Consider the following 17,290-nt stretch of genomic DNA (forward strand, 5'->3'; position numbering starts at 1 on the left):
GCGAGTGGAAAGGGCAGTGGCTACGGGACGCGGCAGTGGCCGCACCACTAGGATGGGGTGCATGAACAGTCAGCTTGAATATTCCATCGCGGCTGAAGACGTACGGACGTCACTCATCGAGCGCACGAAGTATGCCTCCGACGCATCCCACTATCTATTTACCCCGCAAGCGATCGTCGTCGCACGAGATGCCAGCGAGGTAGCCGCCGCCTTCCGGGCAGGTGCAAGCCAGAACATCCCCGTGACACTGCGCTCCGGGGGCACGTCGCTTGCGGGTCAGGCCTCCGGCGACGGCATCATGGTCGACACCCGCCGACACTTCAAAAACGTCGAGGTGCTCGATGGCGGCAAACGGGTGCGTGTGCAGCCGGGTGTCACGGTGCGCCAGGTCAATGCGCGGTTGGCCCTCTACGGCTACAAGCTCGGCCCCGACCCGGCTTCCTCCGGGGCCGCCACCATCGGTGGGGTCATCGCCAACAACTCCTCCGGAATGGCATGTGGCACGCAGTTCAACACCTATCAGACACTGGAGTCGATGACCTTCGTGCTGCCGTCTGGCACCGTCATTAACACGGCCGACGCCGATGCCGACCAGCAGCTTCATGCCAAGGAACCAGAGCTTGAGCAAACCCTAATGCGGCTGCAGCGCCGGGTGCGCGACAACGCCGAGTCCGTGGCCACCATCCGCAGGCACTTCGCGCTGAAGAACACCATGGGCTACGGCCTCAACTCCTTCCTCGACTTTGACAGCCCCGTCAAGCTGTTGGAGCACCTGCTCATCGGCTCTGAGGGAACCCTCGCATTTGTGGCCGAGGCCGTCTTCCGCACGGTGCCGATCGCGAAGCTGGCCACCACCACCGTCGCCGTCTTCGATGATCTCGACGGTGCCACCCGCGCGCTGCCAGCCCTGCTGGACACCGGCGCTGCCACCTTGGAGCTTATGGACTCCTCTTCTATAAAGGTCGGCCAGTCCTTGGCCGGGGTACCCGCCGCGATTACGGGCTTTGACGTCGAAAAGCAGGCGGCCCTGCTCATCGAATACCACGCGAACGAAAAGGAACAACTGCACGCCCTGGAGCAGGCGGGCTCGCGGCTGCTGGGGGAGTTGAAGCTGCGGGCGGCCGCGGAGTTTTCTCAAGAACCCACCGACCGCGCCGTGGCCTGGGCCTTCCGCAACGGCCTCTACGCCTCCGTTGCGGGCGCGCGACGCACCGGTACCACCGCGCTGCTCGAGGACGTGGTGGTACCCGTTGCGGATCTCGCGCCTACGTGCGAGTCCCTCCAGGAGTTGTTTATCCGTTATGGTTACGACGACGCTGTCATCTTCGGCCATGCCAAGGACGGCAACATCCACTTCCTGCTCACCGACCGCTTCGAGGGCGAGGAGGCGCTGGGGCGCTACAACGACTTCAACGAGGAGATGGTCTCGCTCATCCTCGCCGCGGAGGGAAACCTCAAGGCCGAGCACGGCACCGGGCGCGCGATGGCCCCCTATGTGCGTCGCCAATACGGGGACGAGCTTTATGAGGTTCACAAGCTGCTGAAATCCGCCTGCGATCCGCGCGGGATCATGAACCCCGGCGTCATCATCGACGAGGACGCCTTGGCGCACATCAAAAATATCAAGCTCAACGCGCAGGTGGAGCAGGCTATCGACCGCTGCGTGGAGTGCGGCTACTGCGAGCCGGTGTGTCCCTCGCGCAACCTGACCCTCACCCCGCGCCAGCGTATCGTCGTGCGCCGCGCGCGGGCCAAAGCGCTGGCCGAGGGGCGGCTTGACGACGCCCGGGAGCTGGAACGCGAATATGAATACCAGGGCATTGACACCTGCGCGGTGGATTCGATGTGTGTGACCGCCTGCCCGGTGGGCATCGACACCGGAAAATTCATCAAGTCGTTGCGCCGTGAGCGCAACGAGGCCGGCAACGCGGTGGTGCCGGGCATGTGGACCGCTGCCGCTAAGGCCTGGAAGGCAGTGCCGCCGGTGGCCTCGGCGGCGCTGACCGGGGTCAACTACCTGCCGACCTCGCTGACCAAGGCTGTCACCGATGTAGCCCGCAAGTTGGTGGGCGAGGACGTCATGCCGGAATACCAGCCGGAGCTCGGCAAGGGTGGCAAGCTGCGTTCGCGTCTGGGAACCCGCGTCGGCGCTTTAGGTGTGGACCCGGTCGCCGTCTACGTCCCGGCCTGCGTCAATACAATGTTCGGCCCCGTCGACGGCGGCACCGGCGTGGGCGCTACCGACGCCTTCGTTCAGTTGATTACTCGCGCTGGCATCGCCATGGAAGTCCCCGCCGATATCGACTCGCTGTGTTGCGGCACCCCGTGGACCTCTAAGGGCATGTCGAAAGGCCACGCGATCATGAAAAAGCGCGTCCAGGAGTCGCTGATGAAGGCAACCGATCACGGTCGCCGGCCGATCGTGTGTGACGCCAGCTCCTGCAGTGAAGGCTTTAAGGCCATGGCCGAGGAGGTTGGCATCACCGTCATCGATGCGGTCACTTTCGTGCGCCATCATGTGCTGCCAAGGATCACGGTTAACCACCGGCTGGAGTCGGTGACCCTGCACCCGACCTGCTCGTCCACCCACTTAGGGATTATCGATGACTTGGAGGCTGTGGCCCAGGCCGCGGCGGAGAAGGTCACCATCCCCGCCGACTGGAACTGCTGCGGATACGCCGGCGATCGCGGCATGCTGCACCCGGAGCTGACCCACTCGGCCACCGAGGCGGAGGCCGCCGAGGTCAAGCGCCTGGGCGCGAAGTACCACGCCTCGCTCAACCGCACCTGCGAACTGGGGCTAACCCGCGCCACTGGGCAGCCCTATCAGCACGTCCTCGAGCTGCTGGAGCTGGCTAGCCGTCCCTAGCACACAGCAGGGTATTGCCTGCTTGCCGACGCCTACGGTCTTACCCGCCTGTGGGCGTCGGTAAGCAGGGCGTGAAAACACAACGCCGCCATCGAACTAGGATGCCGGCGCCGGCTCGGGTGCCGCGTTTTCAGGCGCGCTGCAGGGATTGCTTTCCGACGCTCAACCTGCCCAGCGCGCCGGGATCTTGAGCGCCGTCTATCTTATCTCCTATAGCAGCGCCGCCCTCCCCGGCTTAGCCGCCGGCGCCATGACCCGCGTCTTTAGCCACTTGCAAGTGGCCTTGATCCCAGGGGCCGTAACCCTCATCTGCACCGTATTCGTGCTCCTGCGCCCACGCCCGGCCCGCGCCTAGGCCAAGGCGGCCATGTCGTGTCCGACGCCACCCGCACCCCACACCCACGAGCACGCGAACGTGTCATTGCCAGTTCGCGGCCCGAGCAGGCTGGCACCGCGCCAGTGCAGGTATCGGGGGAAAGAACAACTCTAAACAACACCAAACAACTTTGAACAACTTCAAACAACTGTGATGACCTGCGATAGGAACTCCAGAAGTGGTGACATTGAGTGGATACCTTTTGAGGTGTTTCGTATCTGGTCCCAGTTGTCGAAGTTGCTCTTTCGAGCTGAGATTTCTTGTTGCGGAGGCATTGCTTTTCGACGGCTAAGCCCAAGGGCTCTTCTGAACTCTTTGAGCATGGCTTGTAATAAACTTCCTAGCTATGACCTCGCGTGTGAACCAAAGTGTTCAAAGTCATCAGCCTTCTACTCGCAGCCGTTTTGCTGCTGAGCAATTTCGGGATACCTGGAAGGGTAGGGGTTATGAGAAGGGCGACACGGCGACCTTTTGGAACCACCCTCTCAGCGACGTCGTCGGGATGGATGATGTGGTTACCAACGTCCGCTATGAGGAGCGCGCGGCCAGTGGCGGATTTATTGACGTGATGATTAGCGACGCCAAGACGATCGTCGAGCAGAAGGCTATTAACGTTGATTTAGAGAAGGCCGAAGTTCGCCAGGGTAAGCCCGTAACTCCATTCGAGCAGGCATTATCCTATGCAAACTCAATGCCCTATTCTCTCAGGCCGCGCTTCATCATCGTGTGCAACTTCCAAGAGTTTCGCATTCATGATCTTGACCATGTGCACCCCGAATCCGACTATCTGGCATTTAGTCTTGATGAGCTGCCGGACCAATTCCACCTGTTGGACTTCCTCGTCGATCCGCAGCGGGCAAGGCACCAGCGTGAAGAGCAGGTCTCGATGGATGCTGGCCAGCTCATCGGCACGCTGTATAAGGCTTTGCGCGAGCAATATGTGGATCCAGATAGTGAAGCCAGCCAGCATTCACTCAACGTTTTGTGCGTGAGACTGGTCTTTTGCCTCTTTGCTGAGGATGCAGGGTTATTCGGCAAGGATGCCTTCTACGGCTATTTGAAGGAACTGCGTCCCAATCAGGTGCGCAGCGGTCTCATTGAGCTTTTCCGCGTTTTGGACACCCCTGTTGATCAGCGTGATCCTTATTTTGAGTGAGGAGCTTCAAGCCTTCCCCTACGTTAACGGTGGGTTGTTTCGTCAATCGGAAAAGAGCGAGGTGGAGATCCCCAACTTCACCCCGGAGATGAACTCCTTGTTGGTCGAGGAGGTCTCACGCGACACCGACTGGGCACAGATCAGCCCCACTATCTTCGGTGGCGTCTTCGAGTCGACACTCAACCCGGGAACCCGCGCTAAGGGAGGGATGCATTACACGAGCCCAGAGAACATCCACAAGGTCATCGACCCCTTGTTCCTCGACTCTTTAACGGATGAGCTCGAAAATATTGTCTGATCTCTACGACCCTGACGACACGTTCTTGTACCCCGAGCTGGCCAAAGCCCATGATGGACTTGATCGTGCAGTAGAGGCTGCCTATGGGGTTGACTTCAGCGAGCTCGATGACGACAAGCGCGAGGCAGCCATCGTGGCGCACCTGTTCCCCGCTGTACGCAGAAGCCTCGAAATGAGAGATAGCCGATGAATACAGGAAATCACAGGGATGGCTTGAGCCGGCCGAGTGGTTTCGATCATTGAAAGAACGCGAAATCTGTGGAGTAAAAAACAACTTCAAACAACTCAAAACAACTACCCTGAGCTGCGGAAAAGGTGCCAAATAAGGGTAATTTATCGGCAGAGTTGTGGCCGAGTTGTTTCAAACAACTAAGCAACAACAATTCGCCCGGAATAAGTGGGGTAGAGAAATGGCCTGCGGACATGTGGCCTGTGGACGTCGGAAAGCAAGCAAGGGTATGAAAGGAGTAAACGCCGACACGAGGGCGAAGCCAAGCGTCAGCGTTTCTGTAGTGTGCTTGTTGGTTTAGATGTGGGCGGGGGAGTCGGTGCGATCGGCAAGCTCAATGCGCGGGCGCACATCGACGTTGGTGATTTGGGTGGAAGGTCCGGCGTCGACCACCATGCGCACTGCTTTGGCTACCTCCACCGGGTCGATGTAATGCGCCGGAACATACGGCTGGCCGGTTTCAGCCATCGAACCGCGCAACATGTCCGTATCGGTGGGACCCGGGGAGACGGTAGCCACCCGGATGAGGGGTTCTTCCTTGCGCAACGCATCGGCCACCGCGCGCAGCGCGTGCTTACTGGCCGCATACACCGCATTCCCCGGGTGCGCACCCTGGCCCGCACCGGAGTTGATAAAGATGACCTGCCCGCCCGCGCGGCGCAACGCCGGCAATAGATCCCTCGTCAATATGGCCGGTGCCACCACGTTCAGGCGCAAGTGCTCGTCCCAATCCTGCGCGCTGGCTTCGGCGATGCTTCGACGGTGGGCAATGGCCGCGGCGTGGACCAGGACATCAATGCGCTCAATGCCTGCCAGCGCCGCAGGCAGCGTCAGCGAGGTTAAGTCGTGGCCGGGGGATGCGCGCCGGGAGATCTCAATGACCTCATAATCGCGGACCAAGTCCGCGACGATCTCGCGCCCCATGCCACCCGACGAGCCGGTGACCACGGCAATCGGACGCGGCTTGGGGTTTTGGGAGGCGCCATCAGTGGCGATTTCCGGGTGACTCACTTGCGGTACCTTTCCGGCAACACCGGCTGGCCAAGCACCAGCATCAAACGGTTTGCCCAGTTGAAGAAAGCGGCGGCGTTGATGACATCGATGGTAGCGGCAACGTCGGTACCCAAGGCGGTGAGATGGGCTGGGGAAATCTCCAGCTTCGCCAACGCCACCGCCACGTCGCGCACCGCGCTCCAACCGGGTGCGTGCAAGTCCGCATCGAGATTGGCAAGCAATGCGTCAACGTCGCGCTCATTGCCGGACAGATCCACCGCACGTGCGGCGTGCACGCTCGCACAATAAATGCAGCCGTTATAGCGGCTGGTAGCAGCGGCGGCGAACTCGCGCAGCGCTCGGTCGATCCCGCCGTCCTCATTGTTGAAGATGTCGAAATCTGTCAGAGTACGCGCCTTCAACGCCTTCGGGTCGCGGGCGAGCAACTGGAAATATGGGAACCTCGCACGCGAAGGCTCGACCAGGGCATCTAGCTGTTCAGCGGTGAGTTCCTCGGTGGGAACCGGCGCCACCCACGGAGTCCAGCCCAAAGAAAAGCGCACGAACTCCTCGGGCTCTGGATCATGCGGATCAAGTACGCGCGGGCCGGCCACCCACGTACTCGTGTCCGGGACCGGCACATCGGCCAGGCCGTGGCTGCTGAGCCCGGTCAGCGCCTGCAAACCGGTGACCACCCGCAGCTGGAAGTTGAGGAAGGAAATTAATTGGGTGACGGTGACGATCTCATCGTCGGAATAGTGCTGCGCGAGATGGCCGATCACCTCGCGGGAGGATCGCGCCGGGGCAAGCGTCAAGAGGCGGGCCACATCCAACCCGGCGGAAAGGCGCGGTCCCTGCTCGACCGGCTCGTCGGCGCCTAGGTCCTCGTAAAAGTCCACCGCCGAGGGGATGCGCAGCAGGCGCGCCACCTCCGCGGCGATGGCATAGCGCTCGGGAAGGGCGCCCTCGAGCAACGCCTCGAAGCTGGCCTGGGCGTTTTCCACCGCGGCCGGGCGCAAGCGTCGGGCCTGGCGTTGCTGCGGGCCAATCCCGGAGAGAATGTCAATGATGTCAAAAGTATCAGTGGGGTAAGTAGTGGTAGTCGTGTCAGTCATAGAAGCATCGTCCTTGCGTTCGTACTGTTCTGTGTGTGCTTCGTCTTACAAGCCAACGTTGAGCGAGCCGTCCAAGAACTTTCGTCCCGGGATGGCGCTGAGCAGTTGCTTGGTGAAGTCGGTCTGCGGGTTGTTGAAGACCTCTTCTGTGGTACCCAACTCCACCTGTTTTCCGTGGCTCATCACCGAGACGGTATCGGAGATCTGACCCACCACCGCCAAGTCGTGGGAGATGAACACATAGGTCAGGCCTAGCTCGTCTTGCAGCTTGGCCAAGAGTTTGAGGATCTGCGACTGCACGGTCACATCCAGCGCACTGACGGCCTCATCCAAGACCACGAGCTCAGGCTCGATGATCAGCGCGCGGGCGATGGCCACGCGCTGGCGCTGACCACCGGAAAGCTCCGCGGGCTTGCGACTAGCCAGCGCAGGGTCCAAAGACACGAGCTCCAGGTATTCCTCCACCTTCTTGACGGCCTGGGACTTGGAGGCGAGCTTGAAGTTGGTCAGCGGCTCGGCGATCGTGGCGCCGATGGTTCGGCGCGGATCCAAAGAGGAGTAGGGGTTTTGGTACACCAGCTGGATCTTGCGGTGCAGCTCGCGCTTGCCCGCCTCGACCCTGGTGCCATCGAGCAGGATCGAACCCGAGGTGGGCTTGCTGAAACCTGCGATGGCGCGCCCGGTGGTGGTCTTACCCGAGCCGGACTCGCCGACGATGGCATGAGTCGTGCCGCGCGCCACGGTAAAGGAGACGTTGTCGACCGCCGTGAAATCGCCGAAGACCTGTGACAGCTCGGTGACCTCGAGGAGGGTGGGGGAACCTGCCCGCTTGGGTCGCAAAGACACCTCGGCGGTTGCCAGAGACGGGGCATCGGCAAGCAAACGCAAAGTGTAGGCGTCCTTAGGCTCGTTGAGCACCTGGGCGGCAATGCCGGACTCGCGAACCTGCCCGTGCTGCATCACCACCAGGTGATCGGCGCGGTCGCCGGCCACGGCCAAATCGTGGGTGATCAGCAAGACACCGATGTTGAGCTGCGCACGCATCTCATCGATGAGATCGAGGATCACCTTTTGCACGGTCACGTCCAGCGCGCTGGTGGGCTCATCGGCGATGATGTAATCCGGTTCCAGGGCAAGGGCCGCGGCGATCAGCGCGCGCTGCTTCATACCGCCGGAAAGCTCGTGCGGGTATTGATTGTAGCGGCGCTCCGGGTCGTCGATGCCGACCTTCTCCAGCCACTGCAACACGGTGCGCTTGCGCTCCTCCGGGGTGCCCACCTTGTGAATCGCCAAGCCCTCGCCCACGGACTGCCCGATGGTCTTGACCGGGTTGAGCGAGTTGTTGGGATCCTGCGGAACTAGGCCGATACGGCGCCCGCGGATGCTGTGCCAGGAGTTCGTGGTCGTCAGCTCTTGGCCGTCGAGGGAAATGGAACCCGCGGTGACCTGTGCGTTATTAGCCAGCAGGCCGATGATGGCCTGTGCGGTGGTGGACTTACCCGAGCCGGATTCGCCCACGATCGCGGTGATCTTTCCCGGTTCAACCTCCACGCTGACGTCTTGGACCGCCTGAACCACTCCGCGGCCAGTGGCGTAGGTGACCGCGAGGTTAGTGACTATAAGGCTCATCGGTTCTCCTTCGTTACGATGCGGCTGAGGTAGTTGGTGGACATCACCACGGCGATGATGACCACACCGGGCAGGACGGTCAACCACCAGCTGGTGGCGATGTAGTCGCGGGAGTCGGCGATGATCAGACCCCACTCCGGGATGGGCGGCGGGGCGCCGTAGCCCAAGAAGCCGAGCACGGATAACTGCAAGATCGCGGAGCCGAACTGGACGGCGGCCAGCGCCAGTACCGGGGCCAAGGAGTTAGGCAGGATGTGGCGCAGCAACACCTGCAGCTTGGTGGCACCGCTGCCATAGGCGGCCTCGACGAACTCGAGTGCCTGCACTTTCAGTACCTCGGAGCGCGCCAGCCTGGCGAAGGTAGCCACCGAGGTAACACCGACGGCGATGGCGGCGTTGAGGGTACCGTAGCCGAGCAGGATAATCACCGAAAGCGCAAGCAGCAGGGAGGGGATCGACAGCAGCACATCCACGATGCGCATGACGACGGCGTCCACGATGCCGCGGCTGGCACCGGCAATAAGGCCGATGAGCGTGCCAGCGATCAGACCGACGAGCACCGCGATCAGCGCACCGAGCAGGGTTTGGCGGGTGCCGTAGACCACGCGGGTATACAGATCCCGGCCCACGGAATCGGTGCCGAACCAGTTGTTCAGGCTCGGCGGCAGCAGACCCTCGGCTTGGCCGGAGTAGGGGTTGCCGTAGGTAAACAGCCCCGGGAACAGCGCGGCGACAACCGCCACGATGAGCACGGCCGCGGCGAGGATGGTGGCGGGGGATTTCCTATTCATGAGTTATGCCTTCCTGCGTAGGCGCGGATCGATGGCGGGGTAGAGCAGATCCACCAGCAAGTTGATGAGGACATAGGTGGTCGCGGCGATGAGAACCACGGCGAGCAACACCGGGGTGTCGCGGTTGGCTACCGCCGCTACCGTCAGGTTGCCGATGCCTTGGCGGCCGAACACGGCCTCGGTGACCACGGCGCCGCCGACGAGCTCGCCGAATAAGATGCCCGCGATGGTGATCGTCGGAAGCAAGGCGTTGCGCAACACATTGCGGAAGAACACCCACGATTCGCCAGCGCCCCGGGCACGCACGACCGTCACGAACGGGGCCTTTTCTACCTCCTCTACCTGTCGCAACAACACCTGGGCCAAGGGGGCGGCGATCGGAACAGACAAGGTCAGGGCGGGCAGGATAAGCGACTGCAGGCTCGAGGCGCCGATGACCGGAACCAACCCCCACTTGAAGGAGACGAGCTGGATCAAGATGATGCCCAGCCAAAAGCTCGGCAGGGAGACCAGGAAAGCGGGTAGGGAATGGAAGAAACCGCGCACCCTGCTCGAGGTAGCGGCGGCCACCGCAATGAGCAGCGCCCAGATAACAGCGAGGATAAAGGCGGTCAACGCCAGCGCCAAGGTGGAGGGAAACGCCCCTGCGATCAGCGCCGACACCGCGGTTCCCGTCTGGGTGGAGTAGCCGAAAGAACCGGTCACGAAGCCCCATAGCGAGGCAAAGTACTGCGCAAGAAGCGGGCGATCTGCACCGGTTTGCTCGCGGATTTCCTCGACTTGTTCCGGGGAAAGCCCCAGCTCGGGGCTGGCGTAGCGGGCTGCCACGGCATCAGAGGGAAGCGCGTGCAGCAGCAAGAAGGCCACGGTATAGGTGACCAAGAGTACCAGCACTGCCTGGCCTATGCGGGAGAGAATCTGGTTGCGGGTCATTACTTCTCCTCCAATGACGTGTTGTAGAACCAAGGACGACCAATGGACTCGGTTTCGAAGCCGTGGACATACGGCTGCAGGCCGTAGACCTGTGGTTCCTCAAATAGAGGGAGCACGTAGGCCTGCTCGGTGAGGTAGGCCTGCACGTCCGCGACCGCCTTGAGCCGCGCCTCCTGGCTGGGGGAGGAAGCAACAGTGTTCAACAGCGCCTCCAGCTTGGTGTCGAAAGGCTGCCCGGTCTCCGGGTCGGTATTACGCAGCGCGTTGCGGTTGTCCACGGCGAACTTGGACTTGATCACATCCAGGTCGGCGCGTCCCACCATCGAGTGGCGGATCTGGACCTTGTTAAGATCCGCGGAATCCGCAGTCTGGGTGGCTTGGTCGCCGGGGTTGAGCGTGATCTCCACGCCGATGCGCGCGAGCTGCTCCTGGATCTTGGTGATGACCTCCCGCGATCGAGGCTGCGGAAGTGCCTCGTTCACATTAAGGCTTAGGCGCTGACCGTCCTTGATGCGGATGCCGTCGGCGCCGCGCTCGGTCCAGCCTGCCTCGTCGAGCAATGAGGAGGAAAGCTCCTGGTCGTAGGTGTAGGCATCGCCCTGATCGACATAGCCCAAGGCCGTCGATGCGAGGATCGAGGTGGCTAGCGGATAAGAGTCGGAGAACAGGGTTCGGATGATCTCCTCGCGGTCGATGCCGTGGATAAGTGCCTGGCGCACGCGGATGTCCTGAAGAAGTGGGTGTCCGAAGCGGAAGGAGAGGTGGTTGTTGACACCGTTGGTGGGAGCCGAGGCCACGGTGAGGCCTTGGTCGGTGAGGTGTCGCTCTACTGGTGCCTCGATCTGGCGGGCGATGTCAGCCTGACCTGCCACCAGCCCGCCGACGCGCACTGATTCTTCCTGGGCGAGGATATAGCGCACGCCGTCGAGGTAGGCGCGGCCTTGGTGCTCCAGTGAGGGCGGGGCCCAGTCATAATCCTCGCGGGCCTTGATGAGAAGCTCGGTGCCGAGCTTTTCCTCGGCAATGACGAACGGGCCCGACCCGATAATCTGGGTGGCCTTGCCGGGCGCGAAGCCCTCGTTGCTGAGGCCTAAGGTGGCGTCGGAAAGCAAACCAGCATTGTAGGAGCTGGTTGCCTGCGCGAAGCCGGGGCTGGGGGCGGTGAAATGGAAGCGGACAGTGTCCTCGTCGACGACCTCGCCAAAGTCGTAGTTGTTAATCTGCTCGCTTACCGTCAACGTGCGTGACTTGTCGCCTTTGCCGTACAGATCGAAGTTCTTCACCACGTTTTCTGCAGTCAGGGGGGTGCCGTCGGAATAGGTGACGTCCGTGCGGATGTCGAAGGTGTACTCGGTGGCATCGGCGTTGATTTCCGGGAGCGCGGTGGCGATCCACGGCTGAAGCTCCAGCGTTTCCGGATCCTGGTACAGGAGGCGGTCGGTGATCTGGTTGACCACGCCTCCGTTGGGATAATAGCCCGCCGCAGGCGGATATAAGGAGGTAAAGGTGTTCGGCTGAAGGTAAACCAGCGTGTTATCGGCCTCGGCGGGTTGGGCACTTGCGCTGCAACCGGCTAGCAGCCCAGCTGTTGCCAGGATGCCGATGATGGGCATGAGCTTCATAGGGGATTCCTTCTAATACAGAATAAAGGCAGCATTGTTAAATAACTGTGGATTCCACACTGTAGTAGACAGGGTTGTATAATTCCAACACACTACTAAGTACACATTTAAAAAAGCTGGTTATCGTGCAAAATAAAAGTTTCACTATTGCAATTATTGGAATGGGTCCGCGGGGCGTATCCATCATTGAGCGCATCGCTGCGCAAGAAATAGACCCTCCAGTGCAGCTTGTCTTGATCGATGACGCACAAATCGGTGCGGGCAGGGTCTGGGACACCGCGCAAACCCACCTTTTGTGCATGAACACTCTCGCCGGGGCGGTCACCCTTTTCACCGAGCCCGGCGCTACAGTTGAGGCACCGGTTCTCGAAGGTCCCACCATGTACGAGTGGATCCAGGCCATCCGTGGCGAGTCCATCCCCGCGCCCAAGGCCGCGTTGGTTGCGCGGTACCCGATCTCCGTCGACTCCTCCTTCACAGCCGAAATCGCGGCCACCCGCCCGGAATCCAACCCCAGCCGTGCGCTATATGGCGCCTATATTCGCTGGGTGTACCAGGTCGCTCTCGGCCAGCTCCCCGACACCGTCACGGTCGCCGAGTACAACGCCCGCGCATTAAGCATCCGGCAGTCACCGTCTGCGCCGAACGCCGATGTGATTACGCTTTCCGACGGCCAGGAGATCACTGCCCATGCCACCGTCATGGCCACCGGCTGGCAGCGCCCACAGCTGGAGGACAACAGCGAGTTCGGCCTGTGGGTCGCTCCCGATAACCCGGTGGAACAAGACCTCTCCCGGATCCCAGCGGGTGAAGAAGTTCTCGTGCGTGGGCTTGGGATGGGCTTCTTTGACGTCATGGCGCTGCTGAGCGTGGGCCGTGGCGGACGCTTCATCGACGATCCCCACGCCCGCTCAGGGTTGCGCTATGAGCCCTCCGGCCAGGAGCCGAAGCTGGCGGTGACCTCTGGGCGCGGCTATCCGTACCTGCCGAAGAGCGAATATCACTCATTGCCGCCAGCGGCCACCCTGTCCCGGTTGAAGTCGGTGGTCAACGCCTTGTCCGGGCAATCCGGCATCGACTTCAATGCCCAGGTGTGGCCGGCGATCGCCGCCGACTCCTTTGAGGCCTACTATCGCACGCTGCACAGGGTCGACCCCGGGGCGATCACCGGCAGCATCGAGGAACTGGTAGCTGCCATCGATACCGTCTGCGGGCCGTTGGGCAGTACCAACCGCGGCGTTGACGCAGCTGGCGCTCTCCCTGCCTCAACCAGCGTGGTCGACGCCGTGGATCTCGCGCTCGAAGAGGCCGTGGCCGAATTCGTGCCCGATCCCAAAGACCGCTTTAGCCTGCGCATGTGGAAAGATCCGCTGGCCGGGCTGCGCGAAGACACAACAGCATTAACCGCGCGCATCGCCGATGCCTTAGCCCGCGACATCTCTGCGGCCGTTGCTGCCCGTGACTCGGCCTTAAAGGCCGGGCTGTGGGAGGTTTCTGCTGCCCGCAAACCTGCCTGGATCTTGGGCTCGGAGGGCCGCTATTCCTACGAGTCGCGCAGCGATGGCTTCAACGCGTTCATGGCCTTCGGCGGCATGGTTGGCTCCGGGCCGCCGCTGTTTCGCACTCGCCAACTCTTAGCGCTTGTCGATGCCGGTCTGGTGACCTTCTTGGGGGCGCGTCCACAACTTGTGGCGAACTCGGAGGGTTTTCAGATCACCACCGCCACGACGGGTGAGCCGGTATCCTCACCGGTGCTCATCGATGCCTGGATGCGCGATCCCGACGTGCGTACCCCGGCCGATCCCCTTGCGTTGTCCCTCGGCGATCGCCAGCGCCCCTTCGGCGAAATCGCAGCCGATGGCACCGCAATCCCCACCGCCTCGCCTGAGGTGGTGCCGTCCACCCGGCAGCTTGTGCGCCGCGACGGCACCCCGGACCCGCGACTGCACCTAGTGGGTATTCCCACGCACGCTCAGTTGCCGGACACCACCATCTCGCCGATGCCAGGCACCGATCCCTTGATGCTGCAAGAAACCGACAAGGTGGCCCGCCACCTCATCGAGGTCATCGGCGGTTAAGGCAAGCGCGCTGGTGGGTGTCGGCAAGTACACGTCGGCAAGCGAACGTCGGGAAGCAGGCACGTAGACGTCGGCAAGCAAGCGTTGGCAAAAAACTCGCAACCTGGACATTGATCTTGCACACCGATGGGTGCAGGCTTCATACGATGGTGCAGGTTGCAGAGGATAGACAGACCCTTGGCTCAAACATGCCCCCATGTGAGCTAAGGGTCATCGCTTTGCTGGACAACAGCTTGGTCTCTTGGGGCGGGAGCAACGGGCAGGGAGAGCGAGGGGGAGAGGTCGTCAGGTTGCGTCAGCTTGGCCTGCGCCGCTGTGCGGAGGAGGTGCTGTGCTGAAGGGCTGAAGTGGTGAAGTGCTGAAGGGGCGAAGCATCGAAAGCTGCTGTGACACCGTGACGTGAGGTAGGGGTTTTGGGGTGGAAAGTTTAAGTGCTGGGCAGGGGGTGGCTTTCATTTACAATATGGCGCTAATACGGTTGTTGTGACTGCGGGCACAAAAGGGTTGCTTTTTGTGATGAGGGTTTCCCGGCGTCCGAAACGGCATCACCGTGGCATCCTCGTGGCGGATCGAGCGGCAAAAGTCCATTTCGCAAGGTTTGTTAGGTGGCATCGGTAATCGAATTGGAAGTAGGAGAAAGATTATGACCAACCCCTATGATCCGAAAAAGCCTGGATTCCAAGCTGACGATGCAACCGCCGAATTTGGGTACTACGGCTTGGGGAATACAGATCAGCTCCAAGCCAACGGCGCAGCACAAGCCAATGGCTATGGGTCAAGCGCTGGTGGAAGCGGCGCTGGCTACGGCAGCGGTAGCTATGGTGCTGGCTACAGCGCTGTAGGCAACGGCGGTGGCTACGGTGGCGGCAATTATGGCGGGAACTATGGCGGCGGTGGAAACCCGTTGCCACCGCAGCAGGCGACGAATTCGCTTGCCGTTTGGGCATTGGTGTCGTCGTTTTTCGTCCCGCTGCTGGGAATCATCCTGGGGCATATCTCCCTAGGGCAGATCAAGCGCACCGGGCAGGGCGGGCGCGGGATGGCGCTGGCGGGCACCGTCTTGGGCTACGTCTTCACCGTCCTTGGGCTGGTCGCGATTGCTTTGTTTTTCAGCGTCGGCATGGCCGTAGACAAGGGAATTGAAAGCTTGGAATCTACCAAAAACCAACCCAGCGCGGTGTATAGCTCCCCGGCAATCCCAGAGGAAAACTCTGTCACCGACGTATTGGGTGACCCCAACGCAGCGCTGGCGGCGCCAAGCGATAGCGAGATCGACGCCCTTTTGGGTGAGTTCAATTCCACAGGGGGTGACATTCCAACGCCGAAGGTCAGTGATCAAAACTGTGCTGCGGCTTTCGATTACATGGATGTCCTGGTTACTGACCCGACGCTTGATCAACTGGAGACAACCCCGGAATCCCTGCGCGCCCAGGCGCGTTGGCTAAGCGATTTCGCCAATCGCATCGAGGAGCCCGACGTGCGCGAGGAAATCCTTGCCGTGGCCGCCGTCTACGAAACCGGTGAGATTGACGCAAGCTTCGATCCGGTGCGGGCCGGCGCGGTGGCCATGGTGCCGGTAGACCTTGCTACCGACTGTATGGCAGCAGGTAACCGAGGGTAGGACACGTCATCGGCGGTGGCCACGCCGCTACGCTGTGGCCTGACTGCGTGCGGTAAGAGTAAGACGCGGGATCTTGCCGTCTAGCATGTCGGTGTATAGGGCTTGTTTGTGGTCGATGTAGTCCAGCATGTCGTTTAGCAGCGCAATCTGGGCTTCAACCTCAACTCGCTGGTCGGCCATCATTTCCATCCGAAGTTTAGGCGGGACGAGTCCCACCTTTTTCTGTGGTGCCCATGGTTGTCCCTGGGGGCGACTTCCGGGAAAGCCTGCGCTTGTGATGGCCATTACCTTCTGTTTACTCGTGCTTTTGCCTTGGAATGGTGCCGGGTTACTGTGCTTTCCGACGTCCACAGGACCCCAGTCACTCAGTGCCGTTTGGGTCATATCGGTATTTTTTCTGAATCTTGCAACCGTATCAATGCAGGTCATCAAGTGAAAGTGTGGTGAGGGAAGCAAGACTGCTTGCCATTGGTGTGCTGCGGATGAAGTCGAGAGTCATTATGCTGTGACTACCAACACACTTTGGATGTGCTTGAGGAAGCAACGGCGGGCATTGGAAGGAGGTAACCATGTGCGACGGTGGTGGCGACGGCGACGGTGATGACGATGGCTGGGGATTCTTCGACATCGGTGGCGGTACCGGCGGGGACTCTTTTGAAGGAGGCGCGGCCTCAGAAAGTTGGCGGCCCTCTCCGCCCACCAATTCGATGGCCATCGCCGCAGCCATCTCGGTCTGGTTCGTCCCCTTTCTTGGGATCATCTTTGGGCACCTTGCGCTGGTTCAGATGAAGAAACGGCGTGAATCTGAAATGGTTTTCGCAATTTTCGGACTCTTGGCGGGATACGCATTCACGGCCTTTTTCATCGGCGTCGTGTTGGTATTTGGGTCACTGATCACAGGCTTGGTCGCTGCACCCGAGCCGAGCGCTGTTTCTGGTTATTGAGTTGGTTGCCTTTTCGCATGCGATGGCGGCGACTATCGGATAAATGGGAAGTCGAATCGAAAGCCTGAGGAGTGCCGAGGGGATCGAAGGTTACGCGTGCGTTCGAACGCTCGTTACAGCAAGAGGAGAAAAGAGAAGGGGCGACAATGAGCAACATCTATGGGCCGGGCCACAACGCAGGAGTTGACGACGTGCGTGGCTACCCGTACAACTCCTATTGGAATCAACACGCCCAAGGTGACGCAGCCAATCAATACGCTGTGCCTGGCTCACAAGGCGCGAGTGCATCGAATGCGCCGACGAATCCTGCGTTAAACCCGTATTCTTCCGGCAAACTCTATTCCCAGCAGGTTGACCCGGCTCCCGATGGCTCAACCAACATCTTGTCCATCTTTGCCCTCGTTGGTGCCTTAATTTTCCCGCCGTTCGGCGTATTCCTCGGGCAAGCTGCACTGCGGCAGATCAAGAAAACAAATCAAGGCGGTCGCGGTATGGCTTTGGCGGGTACCATCCTGGGATACGTCTCCTGCGCCATTGTGCTGGTCACCATTGCAATCTTAATTGTGACAGGAATCCCCAACTTCTTTGATAATTAGGTCGTCGAAGCCAAGGACACCAGGCCTCCGGCCTCGAATC

The 17,290-nt window shown here is 61.0% G+C and carries 14 protein-coding genes and 1 pseudogene; 8 read left to right on the forward strand and 7 right to left on the reverse strand.

Annotated elements, in window-relative coordinates; all coding sequences use genetic code 11:
• Positions 1 to 61 precede the first annotated feature (61 nt).
• The 4 genes and pseudogenes from PAB09_RS03735 to PAB09_RS03750 all read left to right on the forward strand — a co-directional run bounded on the left by PAB09_RS03735 (position 62) and on the right by PAB09_RS03750 (position 4,889).
• Positions 62 to 2,869 (forward strand): FAD-binding and (Fe-S)-binding domain-containing protein, encoded by a 2,808-nt coding sequence (locus PAB09_RS03735; protein WP_271034721.1) that lies wholly within the window; start codon positions 62 to 64, stop codon positions 2,867 to 2,869.
• Between the two features lie 148 nt (positions 2,870 to 3,017).
• Positions 3,018 to 3,224 carry a hypothetical protein gene (locus PAB09_RS03740; protein WP_271034722.1) on the forward strand — a complete coding sequence of 69 codons (207 nt, stop codon included), beginning with the start codon at positions 3,018 to 3,020 and terminating at the stop codon, positions 3,222 to 3,224.
• Between the two features lie 367 nt (positions 3,225 to 3,591).
• Positions 3,592 to 4,696: pseudogene (locus PAB09_RS03745) on the forward strand (type IIL restriction-modification enzyme MmeI); the annotation flags it as partial.
• Positions 4,677 to 4,889: a type IIL restriction-modification enzyme MmeI gene (locus tag PAB09_RS03750; protein ID WP_271034723.1), complete on the forward strand. Its 213-nt coding sequence runs from the start codon at positions 4,677 to 4,679 to the stop codon at positions 4,887 to 4,889. The pseudogene PAB09_RS03745 and the gene PAB09_RS03750, both read left to right, overlap by 20 nt.
• A 336-nt stretch (positions 4,890 to 5,225) precedes the next feature.
• Here the strand turns inward: PAB09_RS03750 and PAB09_RS03755 are convergent, their stop codons facing one another.
• The 6 genes from PAB09_RS03755 to PAB09_RS03780 all read right to left on the reverse strand — a co-directional run bounded on the left by PAB09_RS03755 (position 5,226) and on the right by PAB09_RS03780 (position 12,011).
• Positions 5,226 to 5,852, reverse strand: a complete 627-nt coding sequence (locus PAB09_RS03755) for an SDR family oxidoreductase (RefSeq protein ID WP_271035258.1) — start codon at positions 5,850 to 5,852, stop codon at positions 5,226 to 5,228.
• A gap of 83 nt (positions 5,853 to 5,935) precedes the next feature.
• Complete coding sequence (locus PAB09_RS03760) at positions 5,936 to 7,036, reverse strand: CMD domain-containing protein (protein ID WP_271034724.1); 1,101 nt, start codon at positions 7,034 to 7,036, stop codon at positions 5,936 to 5,938.
• Positions 7,037 to 7,081: 45 nt separating this feature from the next.
• Complete coding sequence (locus PAB09_RS03765; RefSeq protein WP_271034725.1) at positions 7,082 to 8,665, reverse strand: dipeptide ABC transporter ATP-binding protein; 1,584 nt, start codon at positions 8,663 to 8,665, stop codon at positions 7,082 to 7,084.
• Positions 8,662 to 9,456 (reverse strand): ABC transporter permease, encoded by a 795-nt coding sequence (locus PAB09_RS03770; protein ID WP_271034726.1) that lies wholly within the window; start codon positions 9,454 to 9,456, stop codon positions 8,662 to 8,664. The genes PAB09_RS03765 and PAB09_RS03770 overlap by 4 nt, the downstream gene beginning before the upstream one ends.
• Positions 9,457 to 9,459: 3 nt before the next feature.
• Positions 9,460 to 10,389, reverse strand: coding sequence for an ABC transporter permease (locus PAB09_RS03775; protein WP_271034727.1), 930 nt, complete (start codon positions 10,387 to 10,389; stop codon positions 9,460 to 9,462).
• Positions 10,389 to 12,011 (reverse strand): TIGR04028 family ABC transporter substrate-binding protein, encoded by a 1,623-nt coding sequence (locus PAB09_RS03780; protein WP_271034728.1) that lies wholly within the window; start codon positions 12,009 to 12,011, stop codon positions 10,389 to 10,391. The genes PAB09_RS03775 and PAB09_RS03780 overlap by 1 nt, the downstream gene beginning before the upstream one ends.
• A gap of 161 nt (positions 12,012 to 12,172) precedes the next feature.
• Here PAB09_RS03780 and PAB09_RS03785 point away from each other — a divergent pair, with 161 nt between their 5' ends.
• Both PAB09_RS03785 and PAB09_RS03790 read left to right on the forward strand, forming a co-directional pair.
• Positions 12,173 to 14,089 carry an FAD/NAD(P)-binding protein gene (locus PAB09_RS03785; protein WP_271034729.1) on the forward strand — a complete coding sequence of 639 codons (1,917 nt, stop codon included), beginning with the start codon at positions 12,173 to 12,175 and terminating at the stop codon, positions 14,087 to 14,089.
• A 643-nt stretch (positions 14,090 to 14,732) separates the two neighbouring features.
• Positions 14,733 to 15,710, forward strand: a complete 978-nt coding sequence (locus PAB09_RS03790) for a DUF4190 domain-containing protein (protein WP_271034730.1) — start codon at positions 14,733 to 14,735, stop codon at positions 15,708 to 15,710.
• A gap of 27 nt (positions 15,711 to 15,737) precedes the next feature.
• Here the strand turns inward: PAB09_RS03790 and PAB09_RS03795 are convergent, their stop codons facing one another.
• On the reverse strand, positions 15,738 to 15,893 hold the full coding sequence (locus PAB09_RS03795; protein ID WP_271034731.1) for a hypothetical protein: 156 nt from the start codon (positions 15,891 to 15,893) through the stop codon (positions 15,738 to 15,740).
• A gap of 386 nt (positions 15,894 to 16,279) precedes the next feature.
• On the opposite strand from PAB09_RS03795, the gene PAB09_RS03800 reads away from it, so the two are divergent.
• Together PAB09_RS03800 and PAB09_RS03805 are read left to right on the forward strand one after the other, a co-directional pair.
• Positions 16,280 to 16,654 carry a DUF4190 domain-containing protein gene (locus PAB09_RS03800; protein WP_271034732.1) on the forward strand — a complete coding sequence of 125 codons (375 nt, stop codon included), beginning with the start codon at positions 16,280 to 16,282 and terminating at the stop codon, positions 16,652 to 16,654.
• Positions 16,655 to 16,800: 146 nt separating this feature from the next.
• Positions 16,801 to 17,250, forward strand: a complete 450-nt coding sequence (locus PAB09_RS03805) for a DUF4190 domain-containing protein (protein ID WP_271034733.1) — start codon at positions 16,801 to 16,803, stop codon at positions 17,248 to 17,250.
• Positions 17,251 to 17,290: the final 40 nt, after the last annotated feature.

This window comes from Corynebacterium sp. SCR221107 (assembly GCF_027886475.1).
GTDB lineage: Bacteria > Actinomycetota > Actinomycetes > Mycobacteriales > Mycobacteriaceae > Corynebacterium.